The organism is Mycolicibacterium sichuanense, assembly GCF_033741125.1.
Lineage (GTDB): Bacteria > Actinomycetota > Actinomycetes > Mycobacteriales > Mycobacteriaceae > Mycobacterium.
In genome coordinates this window covers 74,145-90,843 of the sequence record NZ_JAWQPU010000009.1, presented here as the reverse complement: position 1 = coordinate 90,843, position 16,699 = coordinate 74,145, and the positions used below count along the sequence as shown (strand labels likewise).

General features: G+C 69.2%; 19 protein-coding genes. 9 read left to right on the top strand and 10 right to left on the bottom strand.

All coding sequences use genetic code 11. From position 1 onward, the window contains the following. Nucleotides 1-94 precede the first annotated feature (94 nt). Together SBI80_RS23915 and SBI80_RS23910 are read left to right on the top strand one after the other, a co-directional pair. The gene (locus SBI80_RS23915) at nt 95-1,354 is read left to right on the top strand and encodes a lytic transglycosylase domain-containing protein (protein ID WP_318977332.1); all 1,260 of its coding nucleotides are present in this window, start codon (nt 95-97) and stop codon (nt 1,352-1,354) included. A 25-nt stretch (nt 1,355-1,379) separates the two neighbouring features. Next, nucleotides 1,380-2,537, top strand: a complete 1,158-nt coding sequence (locus SBI80_RS23910; RefSeq protein ID WP_318977331.1) for an Mrp/NBP35 family ATP-binding protein — start codon at nt 1,380-1,382, stop codon at nt 2,535-2,537. Here SBI80_RS23910 and tatB read toward each other — a convergent pair. From tatB to sigE, 4 genes are all read right to left on the bottom strand, one after another. Then, nucleotides 2,534-2,944, bottom strand: coding sequence for a Sec-independent protein translocase protein TatB (tatB, locus tag SBI80_RS23905; RefSeq protein ID WP_318977330.1), 411 nt, complete (start codon nt 2,942-2,944; stop codon nt 2,534-2,536). The two genes, SBI80_RS23910 and tatB, sit on opposite strands and share 4 nt — an antisense overlap. 2 nt (nt 2,945-2,946) lie before the next feature. Next, entirely contained in the window at nt 2,947-4,449 is a 1,503-nt protein-coding gene (gene htrA / locus SBI80_RS23900; protein WP_318977329.1) for a serine protease HtrA, read from the bottom strand. Between the two features lie 70 nt (nt 4,450-4,519). Then, entirely contained in the window at nt 4,520-4,915 is a 396-nt protein-coding gene (gene rseA / locus SBI80_RS23895) for an anti-sigma E factor RseA (protein WP_318977393.1), read from the bottom strand. A 124-nt stretch (nt 4,916-5,039) separates the two neighbouring features. Then, nucleotides 5,040-5,810 (bottom strand): RNA polymerase sigma factor SigE, encoded by a 771-nt coding sequence (gene sigE / locus SBI80_RS23890; RefSeq protein WP_318977328.1) that lies wholly within the window; start codon nt 5,808-5,810, stop codon nt 5,040-5,042. 177 nt (nt 5,811-5,987) lie between these two features. Between sigE and SBI80_RS23885 the strand changes: the two genes are divergently transcribed. The 6 genes from SBI80_RS23885 to SBI80_RS23860 all read left to right on the top strand — a co-directional run bounded on the left by SBI80_RS23885 (nt 5,988) and on the right by SBI80_RS23860 (nt 10,906). Beyond that, on the top strand, nt 5,988-6,668 hold the full coding sequence (locus tag SBI80_RS23885) for an O-methyltransferase (protein ID WP_318977327.1): 681 nt from the start codon (nt 5,988-5,990) through the stop codon (nt 6,666-6,668). 117 nt (nt 6,669-6,785) lie between these two features. Next, a complete protein-coding gene (locus SBI80_RS23880) occupies nt 6,786-7,439 on the top strand; it encodes a TetR/AcrR family transcriptional regulator (RefSeq protein ID WP_318977326.1) in 654 nt (217 codons plus the stop codon). Nucleotides 7,440-7,443: 4 nt separating this feature from the next. After that, complete coding sequence (locus tag SBI80_RS23875; RefSeq protein ID WP_318977324.1) at nt 7,444-8,355, top strand: ABC transporter ATP-binding protein; 912 nt, start codon at nt 7,444-7,446, stop codon at nt 8,353-8,355. Continuing rightward, nucleotides 8,352-9,995 carry an ABC transporter permease gene (locus tag SBI80_RS23870; protein WP_318977323.1) on the top strand — a complete coding sequence of 548 codons (1,644 nt, stop codon included), beginning with the start codon at nt 8,352-8,354 and terminating at the stop codon, nt 9,993-9,995. Before SBI80_RS23875 ends, SBI80_RS23870 begins: the two co-directional genes overlap by 4 nt. 10 nt (nt 9,996-10,005) lie before the next feature. Further along, a complete protein-coding gene (locus SBI80_RS23865) occupies nt 10,006-10,680 on the top strand; it encodes a methyltransferase family protein (RefSeq protein WP_318977322.1) in 675 nt (224 codons plus the stop codon). 25 nt (nt 10,681-10,705) lie between these two features. Beyond that, nucleotides 10,706-10,906 (top strand): hypothetical protein, encoded by a 201-nt coding sequence (locus SBI80_RS23860; protein WP_318977321.1) that lies wholly within the window; start codon nt 10,706-10,708, stop codon nt 10,904-10,906. Here the strand turns inward: SBI80_RS23860 and glgC are convergent, their stop codons facing one another. After that, complete coding sequence (gene glgC / locus SBI80_RS23855; protein ID WP_318977320.1) at nt 10,907-12,121, bottom strand: glucose-1-phosphate adenylyltransferase; 1,215 nt, start codon at nt 12,119-12,121, stop codon at nt 10,907-10,909. It lies immediately after the preceding gene. Between the two features lie 135 nt (nt 12,122-12,256). Between glgC and glgA the strand changes: the two genes are divergently transcribed. Next, nucleotides 12,257-13,420 (top strand): glycogen synthase, encoded by a 1,164-nt coding sequence (glgA, locus tag SBI80_RS23850; protein ID WP_318977319.1) that lies wholly within the window; start codon nt 12,257-12,259, stop codon nt 13,418-13,420. A gap of 18 nt (nt 13,421-13,438) precedes the next feature. Here glgA and SBI80_RS23845 read toward each other — a convergent pair whose 3' ends face one another. From SBI80_RS23845 to folP, 5 genes are all read right to left on the bottom strand, one after another. After that, entirely contained in the window at nt 13,439-13,606 is a 168-nt protein-coding gene (locus tag SBI80_RS23845) for a DUF3117 domain-containing protein (RefSeq protein WP_069392118.1), read from the bottom strand. 155 nt (nt 13,607-13,761) lie between these two features. Then, nucleotides 13,762-14,364 carry a DNA-3-methyladenine glycosylase I gene (locus SBI80_RS23840; protein ID WP_318977318.1) on the bottom strand — a complete coding sequence of 201 codons (603 nt, stop codon included), beginning with the start codon at nt 14,362-14,364 and terminating at the stop codon, nt 13,762-13,764. Then, complete coding sequence (locus SBI80_RS23835) at nt 14,361-14,777, bottom strand: DivIVA domain-containing protein (RefSeq protein ID WP_318977317.1); 417 nt, start codon at nt 14,775-14,777, stop codon at nt 14,361-14,363. The genes SBI80_RS23840 and SBI80_RS23835 overlap by 4 nt, the downstream gene beginning before the upstream one ends. A gap of 46 nt (nt 14,778-14,823) precedes the next feature. Beyond that, the gene (locus tag SBI80_RS23830) at nt 14,824-15,774 is read right to left on the bottom strand and encodes a glucosyl-3-phosphoglycerate synthase (protein ID WP_318977316.1); all 951 of its coding nucleotides are present in this window, start codon (nt 15,772-15,774) and stop codon (nt 14,824-14,826) included. After that, nucleotides 15,771-16,646, bottom strand: coding sequence for a dihydropteroate synthase (gene folP, locus SBI80_RS23825; protein ID WP_318977315.1), 876 nt, complete (start codon nt 16,644-16,646; stop codon nt 15,771-15,773). Before folP ends, SBI80_RS23830 begins: the two co-directional genes overlap by 4 nt. Nucleotides 16,647-16,699: the final 53 nt, after the last annotated feature.

The window sequence follows — 16,699 nt, the reverse complement described above, 5'->3', positions numbered from 1 at the left end:
ACCCGCCCCACTAGTCGGTATGGTGACCTGGTTCACTACGTCGGCGAATGTTTGCCGACGCCAAGCTCGGTCATCGCGGATCTAGGACGGTTGAGTGCACATGGCGGGACGGTCCGGTGGGGCCAAGGCCTACTTGGCAGTGCGACGCCAGGCGCGCCGGATCACGGGTACTCCCGCGTTCGGAGTCGCCGTCATCGCCCCCCTGATCCTGCTGCTGGCCGTCGGCGCCTCAGCCCCGTCGCCAAGGCACGCCGTCGCCGATGACGGGATCACTCCGCTGGCAGCCGTCGCGCGCACCGGTGACGCAGCGGGTGTCGTGGTCGTCGCGGCACCGCGCCCACCGACACCGTTCCGCTTCGCGATCGCCAACCTGTCGGCGCCCCCGCCGCCGAGTGTGGTGAGCGCCCCCGGCGGCATGCGCATCCCCGCGGTCGCGCTGAGCGCCTACCGCAACGCCGAGCGGATGATGGCCTCGGCCTATCCGGGCTGCGGTGTCAGCTGGAACCTGCTCGCCGGCATCGGGCGCATCGAGTCCGGGCATGCCGACGGCGGCGCCACAGACGCCAAGGGCACGTCCCTGCGTGGCGTATACGGCCCCGCACTCGATGGCACGCTCGCCGGCAACGAGGTCATCGTCTCCAACGTCCAGGCCGGCCGCGTCACCTACGCCCGCGCGCTCGGGCCGATGCAGTTCCTCCCCGGCACGTGGGCACGGTATGCCTCCGACGGCAACGGTGACGGCAAGGCCGACGTCCAGAACGTCTACGACGCGTCGCTGGGCGCCGCCAGGTACCTGTGCAGCGGCAACCTCAACCTCCGCGACCGGTCTCAGGTGTTGACGGCGATCCTGCGCTACAACAACTCGATGGCCTACGCGCAGAACGTCCTCGGCTGGGCCGCCGCCTACGCCACGGGCGTGGCACCCGTCGACCTGCCGCCCATCGGCGTCGCACCCCCGATCGGCGATGCGCATCTCGACTCCAATCCCGAGGGTCTCGGACCCGGTATCGGCCTGCCCGCCAACGATCCCCTGGCATCGCTGGCCCTGACCGACGTCAGCGGCGCCAACCAACTCGGCGTGCCCCCAGGCCCCGGTGCCGGCGTTCCCCCCGCGCCCCAGCAGAACTGCCAGGTGTTCTGCCTGACCCCGCAGGCTCCCGCACCGCAGCAGAACTGCCAGGTGTTCTGCCTGACCCCGCAGGCCGCCCGGGTTCCCGAGGCGCCGCCGGCCCCCGCGTTCCCGCCGCCGCTGCTGCCGCCGCCGGCCCCGTTGCCCTTCGGAGCACCGCCAGCGGATCCGCCGGCGCCCGCCCCGGTGGCGCCGGCCGGCCCGGTGCCCGGTCCAGTCGGCTGACCGGCTGCGCATACACTCGCGGGTGATGTCATCGCACCCGGCCCACGACGCCGACGGCCTCGAGAAGGCCGTTCGCTCGGCGCTGTCCAAGGTCGTCGATCCCGAACTCCGCAAACCGATCACCGAGGTCGGCATGGTCAAGGACGTCACGGTCGACCCGGCGAGCGGTGGCGTGCACGTCGAGATCTACCTGACCACCGAGGCGTGCCCCAAGAAGACCGAGATCTCCGATCGCGTGAAGCAGGCCGTCGTCGACGTGCCCGGCACCGGCGAAGTCAATGTCACCCTCGACGTGATGAACGACGAGCAGCGCGCCGAGTTGCGCAAGCAACTGCGGGGCGACTCCCGCGAGCCGGTCATCCCCTTCGCGCTGCCCGGATCGCTGACCCGCGTCTACGCGGTGGCCTCGGGCAAGGGTGGCGTCGGAAAGTCGAGTGTGACGGTCAATCTCGCTGCGGCGCTGGCCGCCCGCGGCCTGTCGGTTGGCGTGCTGGACGCCGACATCTACGGACACTCGGTGCCGCGCATGATGGGCACCACCGACCGTCCCACGCAGGTCGACTCGATGATCCTGCCGCCGGTAGCGCACGACGTGAAGGTCATCTCGATCGCGATGTTCACCCAGGGCAACACCCCCGTGGTGTGGCGTGGGCCGATGCTGCACCGCGCGCTGCAGCAGTTCCTGGCCGACGTCTACTGGGGCGACCTCGACGTGCTGCTGCTCGATCTTCCGCCCGGCACGGGTGACATCGCGATCTCGGTGTCGCAGCTGATTCCCGGCGCCGAAATCCTGGTGGTGACCACCCCCCAGCTGGCGGCGGCCGAGGTCGCCGAGAGGGCCGGCGCCATCGCGCTGCAGACCCGTCAGCGCATCGTGGGCGTGGTGGAGAACATGTCCGGGTTGACCCTGCCCGACGGAACCGTGATGAACCTGTTCGGCGAGGGCGGCGGCAAGAAGGTGGCCGAGAGCTTGACCCGGTCGGTCGGCGCCGAAGTACCGCTGCTGGGTCAGGTCCCGATCGACCAGGCGCTGGTCGACGCCGGCGACTCAGGCGTGCCGCTGGTGCTCAGTGCCCCCGATTCCGCCGCGGGCAAGGAGCTGCGCTCGATCGCCGACGCGCTGACGCAGCGCAAGCGCAGCCTGGCGGGGATGTCGCTGGGCGTGAACCCGGTCGGCCGCTAGGTCGCGTCGCTGTCGAACGGCGTGACCCCGGGCGTGCGGGGTTCGGCCGGCGGCGGTGCTGGCGTCGGCGGCTGCGGTTGCGGCCCGCCCGATGACACGGGCTTGTCGGGTGTGTCGAAGTTCCCGGTGAGGAACGAGTCGTCACCGTCGAGAAGGTGCTTGGTCAGCGCGGCCCGCGGGGTCATGCCGCGCAGCTTCTGCAACTCGCTCAGCGGCTGACGCAGGTCTTCGAACTCTGGGCCCAGATCCTCGCGCAGCTGGCTGGTGGCCCCGCTGAGGTACTCCCGCACCTGCTTCATGGTGCTGGTGGTCCAGCGGATGGCGCCGGGCAGCCGCTCCGGGCCGAGGATCACCAGACCGGCCACGACGAGCACCAGCATCTCGCCCCAGCCGACGTTGCCGAACATCGCTACGCGGCGGGGTTGTCGGAGCCGGGGTTCACGGTCAGCGTGACGGGTCGCCCATCGCGGATCACCTGGATGGGCGCGTCCTGACCGATCTTGAGTTGTCGCACGGCGACCACCATCTCGTCGGCGTCGGCGACCTTGCGGTCACCCACCTTGACGACGACGTCGTTCTCCTTTATGCCGGCCCGGTCGGCGGGACCGCCGGCGATGACGTTCTTGACCAGCGCACCGGAGGCGGTGTCGTTGCTCACCGACACGGCGTTGAGGCCCAGTGTCGGGTGCGACATCTTGCCGTCCTTGATCAACCCCTCGACGACTTCCTTCACCTCGTTCACGGGAATCGCGAAGCCCAGGCCGCTGGCGCTGTCGGACAACGACTTTCCGGCGGTGTTGATGCCGATGACCTCGGAGTTCATGTTGATCAGCGGTCCACCGGAGTTGCCGTGGTTGATGGAGGCGTCGGTCTGCACGCCGTCGATCACCGTGTCGGTGTCGGAGCCGTCACCGGAGAGCGGGACGGGCCGGTGCAGCGCGCTGATGATGCCGTGGGTGACGGTGCTGCGCAGGCCAAGCGGGGCACCCGCGGCGATGACCTCCTCGCCGACCCGGAGCTTCTCCGAGTCGCCGAACCGGGCAACAACCAGCTTGTCGACGTTGTCGACCTTCAGCACGGCGAGGTCGGTCTTGGGGTCGCGCCCGACGAGGTTGGCGGGCACCTCGTGGCCGTCGTTGAATACCACCGAGATCTGGAAGTCGGCGGGGCTCTTGGCGGCGTCGGAGATGACGTGGTTGTTGGTGACGATGTAGCCGCGGCCGTCGACCACGACGCCCGAACCCTGGGACCCCTCGCCCTTGCTCAGCGCCTCGATGGTGACGACGGAGTCGGCGACGTTGGAGGCGACCTGGGCGAATCGGCTGGTGGGTTCCTGCTCGTTGGCCGAGCCAGTCTGCAGCGTCACCTTCGAGGTGGTGAACGCCGGGACGATCTCGGCGGTCTTGTTGCCGATCACGCCGCCGATGGCGCCGATCACCAGCGCGACGATGACGATGGCGCCCAGCGCGGCCCACGACACCCGGCCGCCGAACAGCACGTCGCGGATGCCCAGCTTGCCCATCGGTACGGCGTTGGCGGCGACGGGCGCCGGCTTCGGCTGGGCCGGCACGCCCAGCGACGGGGTGGCATACGGATCGCGCCACGGGTCGGCCGGCTCGTCGGGAAGTTCGCGGTCCTGCTCGGCTTGCAGGGCTCCGGCGTCGGCAGGGTGGCGTTGAAGGCTGTCGGAAGCACCGTCGGGCCGGCCGAACGCGTCGGCCAGCACGGGGTCGGGGGCCTGGTCCTTGGGCGTGTACTCACCCTGGTCTCGATGCTTGTCGGCGCTGAGGAAGGAGCCGTTGAACCCGGGGGGCCTACCGAACGCGCGGGTCTGCGCCGGGTCGACCGGCGGACGCGAGACGGGTTTCGGCTCCATCCGGGGACGGTTGCCGCTCTGGTCCTGGTTGGTCACCCGTGTTCACTCTCCGTCAGAGCGCGCATCAGTACCGACGCACGCCGTTGCCATTGGCCAAACGTCCACCCTACCGGCGTTTACGGCGAGCACGCTGTGTGCCCGCGGCAAACTGCGGAGCCACGTCTTCCACCGGAGATTCCGGGGGCGCATGGTGCGGGATCTGCGATAACGCGCCGAGCAAGGAAGTCGGCACGACGATCGGACGGGAATCGCGCAACGCTGCGCGCGCCTGCCCCTGGGCGTCGACCTCCGACGCACACTGGGGGCACAGCGACATGTGGTGGGCGGCGCGCAAATGCGCACTCATCCTCAGCTCCCCGTCGACGAAGGCCGCGACGGCCTCGGTCGACAGGTGTTCGGTGGAACCGAACCGGCGCGGACCGACCGGTTCGTCGCTCTGCGATGCGAACTGAGTGGGGAGCCAAGAGAACGCACGTCGGAACACGTGTCCCGGGTCGGCCATCGACCAGCTCCTCTCCAGCCCGATCAGGCCAAGGCTCATTCAGTCCAGTTGATCACACGACAGCACTTCCACACCGAATGTAGCGCGGCTCGCCGTTTCGGACATCCACCAGAGGCCACGAGGCTCACCAGGTCTTGGCAGCGTCCTCGGCGAACACGTCGGGATGCTTGGCGAGGTAGTCCCGCAGCGCCTGCCTGCCGCGGTGGATGCGGCTGCGGACGGTGCCCAGCTTGACGCCGAGCGTGGCGCCGATCTCCTCGTAGGACAGGCCTTCGATGTCACACAGGACCACGGCGGCGCGGAACTCCGGCGGCAGCGAATCCAGCGCCGCCTGCAGGTCGGGCCCCAGCCGCGAGTCGTGGTAGATCTGCTCGGGGTTCGGCTCGTCGGCCGGCACTCGGTCGTAGTCCTCGGGCAGCGCCTCCATGCGGATGCGGCTGCGCCGGCGGACCATGTCCAGGAACAGGTTGGTCGTGATGCGGTGCAGCCAGCCCTCGAAGGTGCCGGGCTGGTAGTTCTGCACCGAGCGGAAGACTCGGATGAAGGTCTCCTGCGTCAGGTCCTCCGCGTCGTGCTGGTTGCCGGACAGCCGGTAGGCCAGGCGGTACACGCGGTCGGCGTGCTGACGGACCAGTTCGTCCCAGGACGGCATCGTGGCCTTGTCACCGGTGGCGTCGAACACGGCCGTGCCCGACATCTCCTCGGCCGGCTCCACCCAGTCACCATCGCCGGACTGCTCGAAGTGCGACATGAACACGGGGGACGTGCTAGCGGTGGTCGTCGGATCCTCCAGATCGATCGAACGAGTGCCGCCGCGGGACGCCGGCGCCACAGTGGCGGAAACTGCCACGTCGCCATGGATATTCCCGGGTGCCGAGCTTCCGCCGTTTTCCATGCGCCAACGCTCTCCTGCCGCGGTGAGGTCCGCATATGAGCAAACTGAGCTTTTCCTGAGAATGTGGGTTTCCCGTCGCGCGAACTGCGAAAACCCCGTCAGCACGGTGGGAATCCAGCATATGGGCGCGGGCGTGTCGGGGTGTGAGCAGCCGAGCGTTCGCTCTACGCTTCCGGCATGGCCCCCAGCGACGACTCCGCAGGCCCGACCGGCAGTTCGTCGGCGCGGCCGAGCCGGGCCGAGGCGATCGTCGCCCACGCCGAGAATTCCATCTCCGAGGACTCGCTAACGGCGGCCGCCCGCGAGCGAGCCGACGATAGCGGCGCAGGCGCCGTCACCCCCGCGGTGGGCGCCTTGCTCAGCGTGCTGGCCAAGATCGCCGGCGCCAAGGCCGTGGTCGAAGTGGGGACCGGAGTCGGGGTGAGCGGCCTGTGGCTGCTCTCGGGCATGCGCGACGACGGCGTCCTGACCACCATCGACGTCGAACCCGAACACCAGCGACTTGCCAAGCAGGCCTTTGCCGAGGCGGGCATTGGGCCGTCGCGGACCCGGCTGATCAGCGGGCGGGCCCAGGACGTGCTCACCCGGCTCGCCGACGAGTCCTACGACCTGGTCTTCATCGACGCCGATCCGGCCGATCAGCCGCAGTTCGTCGCCGAGGGGGTGCGATTGCTGCGCTCCGGCGGGGCGATCGTGATCCACCGGGCGGCGCTTGGCGGCCGGGCCGGCGATGCCAGCGCCAGCGACCGCGAGGTCACCGCCGTCCGCGAGGCGGCGCGCCTCATCGCCGAGGACGAGCGCCTGACGCCCGTGCTGGTGCCGCTGGGTGACGGCCTGCTCGCCGCGGCCCGCGACTGATCCTTCTCCGCAGGGCGGGGACCTCTGCCACGCCGATCGGCACCTTGTCGTGACGAAAGTCCACATTCGCAGCTAACCCATTGACAAGTCGCTGAACGTACGTTTAGCGTGCTAAACATGCGTTCAGTCGACGATCTGACCGCGGTCGCCCGCATCCGCGACGCCGCCATCGAGCAGTTCGGCGCGCACGGCTTCGACGTCGGCCTGCGCGTGATCGCCAAGGCCGCCGGTGTCAGCGCGGCCCTGGTTATCCACCACTTCGGCTCCAAGGACGGCCTGCGACAGGCGTGCGACCAGTTCGTCGCCGAGTCCGTCCGGGCCGCCAAGAGCGACTCGCTGCAATCGTCGGACCCTGCCTCCTGGTTCGCCCAGCTGGCGGAGATCGAATCCTTCGCCCCGTCGATGGCGTACTTGGTGCGCAGCATGCAAACCGGTGGCGACCTAGCGAAGTCGTTGTGGCGCACCATGATCGGCAACGCCGAGCAATACATCGAAGACGGCGTGCGGGCCGGCACCATCAAGCCGAGCCCGAACCCCGAGGCCCGGGCCAGGTTCCTGGCCATCACCGGCGGCGGCGGCTTCCTTCTCTACCTGCAGATGCACGACACCCCCACCGACGTCAAGGCCGTCCTGCACGACTACGCCCAGGAGATGTTGCTGCCGGCGCTGGAGGTCTACACCCACGGCCTGATGACCGATTCGACGATGTACGACGCCTTCGCCGCGCAGGTGGCCGCCGGCAAGCCCATCGTCACCACCACGGAGGAGTGAGGACATGACCGAACGGATCATCGAAATTCGGGACCTGGTCAAGAACTTCGGCTCGACCCGCGCCCTCGACGGCCTCGACCTCGAGGTGTCCGAGGGTGAGGTGCACGGCTTCCTGGGCCCCAACGGCGCGGGCAAGTCCACCACCATCCGCGTGCTGCTCGGGTTGGCGCGCGCCGACGCCGGCACCGTCCGGCTGCTCGGCTGCGACCCGTGGACCGACGCCGTCGCCCTGCACCGCCAGATCGCCTACGTGCCAGGCGACGTCACACTCTGGCCGTCGCTGACCGGCGGTGAGACGATCGACCTGCTCGCACGGATGCGCGGCGGCATCGACGAACGTCTGCGCGCCGAGCTGATCGAACGCTTCGACCTCGACCCCTCGAAGAAGGCCCGCACCTACTCGAAGGGCAACCGTCAGAAGGTCTCCCTGATCTCGGCGTTCGCGTCCAACGCCGGACTGCTGCTGCTCGACGAGCCCAGCAGCGGACTGGATCCCTTGATGGAGAACGTCTTTCAACAGTGTGTTGGCGAGGCTCGAGACCGAGGTACGACGGTGCTACTGTCCAGCCACATCCTCGCCGAGACCGAAGCGCTGTGCCAGCGCGTCACCATCATTCGCGCGGGCAAGACCGTGGAAAGCGGCACGCTGGAGTCGATGCGGCACCTTTCCGCCACGTCGATCACGGCCGAGATGATCGGCGACCCGGGCGACATCAGCGGGATCCCCGGCGTCGAGGACGTCCACGTCGACGGCAGCACCCTGCACGCCCGGGTGGGCGGCGACGGTCTCGGGCAGGTCATCAAGATCCTCGGTGACGCCGGGGTTCGGAGTCTGGTCAGCCAGCCGCCGACGCTTGAGGACCTGTTCCTGCGGCATTACGGCATGGGAGAACCGGCCGAGCGGGTGCTGGCATGACCGTCCTGGACCGGCCGCATCACCCGGCGCACCAAGCGCCCGCCCGCGGCTCCAACCTCTCGGGAACGGTTGGGCTGCTTCGCCTCTACCTTCGGCGTGACCGCATCGTCGCGCCCCTGTGGATCCTGCTGCTGTCGATCCCGCTTGGCGCGGTGTACGTCGGCAGCATCGCGGCCGTCTACCCCACCGCGGCGGACCGGTCGTCGTTCGCCGCCACGATCATGGCCAGCCCCGCCCAGCGGGCACTCTATGGCGTGGTCTACGGCGACAGCCTCGGCGCCACCGGCATCTGGAAGGCCGGGATGTTCCACGTGCTGATCGCCGTGGCCGTGATCCTGACCGTCGTCCGGCACACCCGGGCCGACGAGGAGGCGGGGCGCACCGAGCTACTGGATTCGACCGCCGTCGGACGCTACGCCAGCTTGACCGCGGCGCTGTTGCTCGCCGCATCGGCATCGATCCTCACCGGATTCCTCGGCACCGCCAGCCTGCTGCCACTCGACGTACCGGCCTCGGGATCGCTGGCGTTCGGCCTCGCGTTGGCGTGCACCGGGCTGGTGTTCACTGCCGTCGCCGCGGTCACCGCGCAGCTGTCGCCGAGCGCCCGGTTTGCTCGCGGCACCGCATTCGGCGTGCTGGCAACGGCTTTCACGCTTCGTGCCGTTGGTGACGCCGACTCGCGGGCCCAGTTCCTGTCCTGGCTCTCCCCTCTGGGATGGTCGCTGCAGGTGCGGCCCTACGCCGGTGACCGGTTCTGGATCCTGGCCCTGCACGTGACGGCGGCGGTCGTGTTGGTGACCGTGGCGTATTCACTGCTGGCCCGCCGCGACGTCGGCGCCGGCATGGTCGCCGAGCGCCCCGGGGCGTCCCGGGCGGGGCGGGGTCTGCGGGGTGTGCTGACGCTGACGTGGCGGTTGGATCGCGGTTCGGTCGTGCTGTGGACGGTCGGACTGGTCCTCTACGGCCTGCTCATCGGCAGCGTGGTCCACGGCATCGGCGGTGAGATCGGGGACAGTCGAGCGGCCAGGGACATGGTCGCGCGCCTGGGCGGCACCGACCAGATGGAACAGGCCTTCGTCGCGGTTGCCTTCGGAATGCTGGGCATCGTGGCCTCGGCCTTCGCCATCTCGTTGGCCGCCAGGGCCCAGCAGGAGGAGTCGAGCCAGCGAGCCGAGGCGGTGCTGGCCGGCGCTGTCAGCCGGACCCGTTGGCTAGCAGGCCATCTGACGATCGCCATCCTCGGACCGGCGGTGGCTCTCGTACTGGCAGGTGTGGTGGCGGGAACGGTCTACGGCGCTGCCGCCGGGGACGTCGCGGGCACGCTGCCCGCGGTGGTGGGGACCGCGGCGGTGCAACTTCCCGCCGTCTGGCTGCTCGGGTCGATCACGGTGGCACTGTTCGGCCTGCTGCCCCGGTTCACCCCGGTGGCGTGGGGCGTACTGGTCGCGTTCATCGCGGTGTATCTGCTTGGCTCGCTGTCGAACACACCGCACTGGGTTCTCGACCTGGAACCGTTCGCCCACGTGCCGCGGGTCGGCGCCGGCGCCTTCGACGCCGCTCCCCTGCTCTGGTTGCTCGCCATCGACGTCGCATTGATCACGTTGGGATTCAGCGCCTTTCGCCGCCGCGACCTGCACTGAGGAGGCATCGATGAAGCTCGCCGGACGAATGCTCGGGTCGTTCCTGTTCAGCGTGGGGTTCTTCGGAGTCGCTCTGTTCCTGCCGGCCGGGACGGTCGACTACTGGCAGGCCTGGACCTTCATCGCGATCTTCGTGACGACCACCCTCGGGCCGAGCCTCTACCTGGCGGTCGCACGTCCCGCGGCATTCGAGCGCCGCCTCAAGGCGGGGCCGACCGCCGAAACCCGGCCGATCCAACGCATCGTCGTCACCGCCACCGTGTTGTCGGTGGTGGCGATGCTCGTCGTCAGCGCGCTCGACCACCGCTTCGGCTGGTCGTCGGTGCCGGTGCCCGTGGCCGTCGCCGGCGACGTCCTGGTGGCCGTGGGTCTGCTGGCCGCGCAGTTCGTCGTGATCCAGAACGGGTACGCCGCGGCCACCATCACCGTCGAGGCCGAGCAGCCCCTGGTCTCCACCGGGCTGTACGGGGTGGTGCGCCACCCGATGTATCTGGGGGCACTGATCATGATGCTGGGGACGCCGCCGGCCCTCGATTCGTTCTGGGGCCTGGCGGTCCTGCCCGCGGGCCTGCTCGCGCTCGGGGTGCGCATCGTCGACGAGGAGGAGATGCTGACCGAGGAACTGCCCGGTTACGACGAGTACGCGAGACGGGTGCGTTACCGGCTGGTGCCCGGCGTCTGGTGAATCGGTCGCGCCTCATACTGATCACGTGAGTGACGGGCAGAAATTCGGCGGAGCGAGCGACAAGACGTGCGTCGGGAGCGGCAAGCCGTGGACGGTCGACATCGCGGGCAAGCCGATCTGCCCGCGGTGCCGACGCGCACTGGCGACCATCGCAGGCAAGGGAAGGACGGTCGCGAACACCCCGAAGGTGCCCGCGCACGACCGGCCCGGCCGACGGCAGCGCTGACTAGATCCAGATGCCCTTGCCGACGGCCACCACGCCCCCGGCGCTGATCGCGAACCGCTCACGGTCGCGCTCCAGATCCACCCCGACGTGCTCGCCAGGACCGACGACGACGTTCTTGTCCAGGATGGCGTGGCGCACCACCGCACCGCGGCCGATGCGCGCGCCGGGCATGATCACGCTGCCCTCGACGATCGCACCCTCCTCGATGACGACGTTGGACGACAGCACCGAATTGCGCACCGAGGCCGCCGAGATGATGCTGCCGGCGCCGACGACCGACTCCTGCGCGGAGCCCCCGTTGACGAACTTCGCGGGCGCCAGGTTCTCCGGTTCACCCCGGATCGGCCAGCGACGGTTGTAGAGGTTGAAGACGGGGTGGACCGACACCAGGTCCATGTGCGCGTCGTAGAAGGCATCGAGCGTTCCGACGTCGCGCCAGTAGCCGTGGTCGCGCTCGGTCGAGCCAGGCACCTCGTTGTCGTTGAAGTCGTAGACGGCGGCCATCCCGTCGCGCACCAGACGCGGAATGATGTCGCCGCCCATGTCGTGGTCGGAGTGATCGTCCTCGGCGTCGGCCTTGATGGCATCGACGAGCACCTTCGTCGAGAAGATGTAGTTGCCCATCGATGCAAAGGTCTGCTCGGGGTCGTCCGGCGTGCCCGGCGGATCGGCGGGCTTCTCGACGAACTCGCGGATCATCCCGGATTCGTCGGCGTCGATGCAGCCGAAGGCCGTCGCCTCGGCGCGCGGCACGCGGATGCCGGCCACCGTCGCACCAGCCCCACTCTCGATGTGGAACTGCAACATCTGCTCGGGATCCATGCGGTAGATGTGATCGGCACCGAACACGACGACGTAGTCGGGATCCTCGTCGTAGATGAGGTTGAGTGACTGCAGGATCGCATCGCCCGAGCCGGTGTACCAGCGCGGGCCGAGGCGCTGCTGAGCCGGGACCGGGGTGATGTACTCACCGGCAAGCCCCGAAAGACGCCAGTTCTGGGAGATGTGCCTGTCCAGCGAATGCGATTTGTATTGCGTCAGAACACAAATCTTCAGATAGCGGGCGTTCACCAGATTCGACAGCACGAAGTCGATCAGCCGGTAGGCCCCGCCGAAGGGTACCGCGGGTTTGGCGCGGTCCGCGGTCAACGGGTACAGCCGCTTGCCCTCACCGCCAGCTAGGACGATGCCCAACACTTGTGGCAGTTCCCTCATGGGTCAAACCTATCGGCAGGCAGGGGTCGCGGCTAGGCATTGGCACTATTGGGGCAGTTCATGTCGGGCTGTCGGTCAAGACATTTGGCTGCGAGTCACCCCCCGTCGCCGCGGCGGTGAACTACCGTCCTACCCATGCGAGTGGCGATGATGACGCGGGAGTACCCACCGGAGGTCTATGGCGGGGCGGGCGTCCACGTCACCGAACTCGTCGCGCAGCTGAAGACCATGTGCGAGGTGGACGTGCACTGCATGGGCGCGCCCCGGCCCGGTGAGCCCGACGTGTACGTGGCCCAGCCCGATCCGGCACTGCAGGGCGCCAACCCGGCGCTCGTCACGCTCGCGGCCGACCTGGTGATGGTCAACGCCGCCGCAGGGGCGACCGTCGCGCATTCACACACCTGGTACGCCGGAATGGCGGGGCACCTCGCCGCGATGCTGTACGGGATCCCGCACGTCCTGACGGCGCACTCCCTGGAACCGATGCGTCCGTGGAAGGCCGAGCAACTCGGCGGCGGCTACCGGGTGTCGTCGTGGGTGGAGCGCACGGCGGTCGAGGCCGCCGATGCGGTGATCGCCGTCAGCTCCGGCATGCGCGAGGACGTCCTGGCCACCTACCCCGCGCTGGACCCCAACCGCGTGCACGTGGTGCGCAACGGGATCGACACCGAGAAGTGGTACCCGACCGAGCCGGGCGCGACGCTGGCCCGCATCGGCGTCGACCCGACCAAACCCATCGTGGCGTTCGTCGGCAGGATCACCCGCCAGAAGGGTGTCGCGCACCTGGTCGCGGCCGCTCACCGGTTCGCCCCCGACGTGCAGTTGGTGTTGTGTGCGGGCGCCCCGGACACCCCCGAGATCGCCGCGGAGGTGGGTGGCGCGGTCGAGGAGCTGGCGCGCTCGCGCAGCGGCGTCTTCTGGGTGCAGGAGATGCTGCCGGGTGATCAGATCAGGGAGATACTCTCGGCGGCAGTCGTTTTCGTGTGTCCGTCGGTGTACGAGCCGCTAGGCATCGTGAACCTGGAGGCGATGGCCTGTGCGACGGCCGTGGTCGCCTCCGACGTCGGAGGCATCCCCGAGGTCGTCGCCGACGGCGAGACCGGGACGCTGGTGCACTACGACCCCGCCGATACGACGGGTTTCGAGACCCGGCTGGCCGACGCCGTGAACGCCCTCGTCGCCGATCCGGACCGTGCCGCGCGCTACGGCCACACGGGACGCCAGCGCTGCATCGACGAGTTCTCCTGGGCGCGCATCGCCGAGCAGACCCTGGAGATCTACCGCAAGGTCTGCAGCTAGCCGATGCCGGCTCGGCCGCTAGGCCGTGACGTTCTTCAGCTCGTCACCGAGGGCGGCCGCCTCGTCTGGGGTGAGTTCGACGACGAGGCGCCCACCGCCTTCCAGTGGTACTCGCATCACGATGCCCCGCCCCTCCTTGGTTGCTTCGAGAGGACCGTCGCCGGTCCGGGGCTTCATCGCCGCCATCGAGTGCTCCCTTCCGCCATGCTCCGGCCCGCCGCGGAAGGCCCGGGCGGAACGGGTCGGGGCCGAGCCTGCCTACGCGGCGACAACACTCGGCGCTGAACTGATCTCCGGACCATTGTTCCCTATCCCGGCCCTTCGATGTGCAAAGACCCGGCTTAGACGCCCGCGAACGGGGTCGGAACCCAGCAGGAGGCGAGGTGGTCGTCGACCATTCCGGTCGCCTGCATCAGCGCATACGCAGTCGTGGGACCGACGAACTTGAACCCGCGGCGCTTGAGCGCGGATGCCATCGCCTTGGACTCCGGCGTGACCGCGGGCACCTCGGCCATCGAGGTCGGCCGGGGCCGCTGCTCCGGCGCGAAGGACCACAGCAACTCCCCGAGATCGACGTCGAGATCGGCGGCGGCACGCGCGTTGGCGATCGTCGCCTCGATCTTGGCGCGGTTGCGCACGATGCCCGCATCCGCCATCAACCGCTCGACGTCACGGTCGTCGAAGCGCGCGATCGTCTCGGTATCGAAGTGCGCGAACGCTCGTCGGAAGTTCTCCCGCTTGCGCAGGATGATGAGCCAGGACAGCCCACTCTGGAACGCCTCGAGCGTCATTCGTTCGAACAGCTCGCGCGCACCACGCAGGGGCCGTCCCCACTCGGTGTCGTGGTACTCGCGGTAGAGCACCGAGTCGTCGGTGGCCCAGCGTTCCCCGCGGAAGTCGGCCCACCCGCACCGGGTGCGACCGTCGTCGGTCGCGGCCGTCACCGTGGTTCGCGGGCGTCCGCGGGCACCGCCTGCGCATCGACCGGCCGATCGGGATCGTCCTGGGAGTCGGGGACCTCACCGGAGTCGGGGACGTCGTCGGAGTCCGGAACGAAGTCGTCAACCCCGTAGGCGGCGCGCAGGGCGGCCACCTCACCCCGAAGCTGATCGAGCTCCTGACCCAACCGGTCGAGCACCCAGTCCACCTCGCCGACCTTGTAGCCACGCAGCGTCTGGGTGAACTTGAGCGCCTCGACGTCCGCGCCGGTCACCCCGGACGCGGGCAGCACGGTGGCGGTGGTGGCGCGCGGCAGCGGAGGCAACCGCTCGCCACGGCCGAACAGCACGCTGCCGACGCCGAACAGCACGATGGCCACCAGAATCAGCACGACCAGGTACAGCAGGATCAACGTCACGACGTCGATACTGCCGCAAACCTACGACGGGACGCGTGCCGGGACGTCAGCGCGGTCGCAGCGTCGTCATGGGCGGCCGATCCGCCAGGGACACCGTCGAGGTGCGGGCCGTGTAGTCCTCGCCGTCGGCGAAGAACTGGGTCAGCCCAACGCCGGAGTCCGGCACCCCGCAGCGGGACAGCAGCGTGGCGATCACCTGGCGGCTCATCGCCGCCAGCTCGGTCAGCGGCCGGTTGCGATGGGTACGCACGCCGAGGTTGACCTGCGCGATGGCGTCCAGGCCGAGCCGGTCGTAGGTATCGATCAACAGCCCGATCTCGACGCCGTAGGCCGGCGCGAACGGCAGCGCCGTCAACAGCTCACGGGTGCCCGCGTACTCACCGCCCAGCGGCTGCAGCAGGCACGTCAGCTCGGGTCGCAGCGCCGCCAGCAGCGGGCGCGCCACCAGCTCGGTGACCCGGCCGCCGCCGTTGGCATCCTCGCTGCCGCTGACCTTCAGCGGGCGGCGGTAGAAGCCCTTGACCAGGTGCACGCCATCGGTGGTCAGCAGTGGCCCGAGCAGCTTGGGAACGAACATCGGATCGGGGTCGATGAGGTCGGAGTCGACGAAGACCACCAGGTCACCGGTCGTCGCGGCGAGCGAGCGCCAGAGGACCTCACCCTTGCCCGGCTGCGGCTCGACCTCGGGCAGCGCGGCCTCCCGGCTGACCACCCTCGCCCCCGCGGCGACGGCCCGGATCTCGGTGTCGTCGGTGGACCCGGAATCCAGCACCACGATCTCGTCGACGAGGCCTCCGAGCAGCGGCGTGATGGTGTCGACCACCGAGGCGACGGTCTCCTCCTCGTTGAGCGCGGGCAGGACGACCGAGACCGTCCGACCGGCCTTGGCTGCCTCGAGCTCGGCGATCGTCCACTGTGGTCGGCGCCACGTGTGATCGGTCAGCCAACGGTGTTCCGCGATGGCCTCTGCGGCGTCGAGTTCAGGTGTCAAGCTCATGCCAGTCCCCTTACGGTCCGCGTCGGTGGACGCACGCCCTGGATCGACGCGACCATTTCCAGGACGCGTCGCGTGGACCCCACCTCGTGGACTCGGAACATGGCAGCACCCGCCTGCGCGGCGAGTGCGGTCGCGGCCAGAGTTCCCTCGAGGCGTTCGGTCAAGCCCACACCCAGAGTCTCCCCGACGAAATCCTTGTTGCTCAGGGCCATCAAGACGGGCCATCCAGTGTTTACAAGCTCTTTTACGTGGCGCAACAAAGTAAGACCATGATGAGTGTTCTTACCGAAATCGTGGGTTGGATCGATGATCACGGCGTCCCTGGCGACCCCCGCGGCGACCGCCCGTTCGGCTGCCGAGGTCACTTCGGCGATGACGTCGTCCACCACGCCCCGCTCGGTCAATCCGTAGTTCACCCGGAACGGCCGGGTGCGTGGCACCGCCCCGCCGGTGTGCGAGCAGACCAGTCCCGCCCCGAACTCCGCCGCGACGTCGGGCAGACCCGGATCCGACCCGCCCCAGGTGTCGTTGATGATGTCGGCCCCGGCTGCGCAGGCCTGTTTGGCCACCGCGGCCCGCCAGGTGTCCACGCTGATCAACTGGTCGGGATAGGCACCGCGCAGCCACTCGATGAACGGCACGACGCGGGCGATCTCCTCGTCGGCGTCGACCACGTCGCCCGGACCGGCCTTGACCCCTCCCACGTCGACCACGTCGGCGCCCTCGGCGATCACGCGGTGGGCGGCGGCCTTCGCCGCCTCGTCGTCGAAGGTGGCGCCGCGGTCGTAGAACGAATCGGGCGTCCGGTTGACGATTGCCATGATCATGGCGCGGTCGCCCGCAATGGGACGGCCCAGGAACGTGCCCGGCATGCCACCAGGCTACGGGCGTACGAGTTCGGCGTGATCAGTCGCGCCGTGCGCAA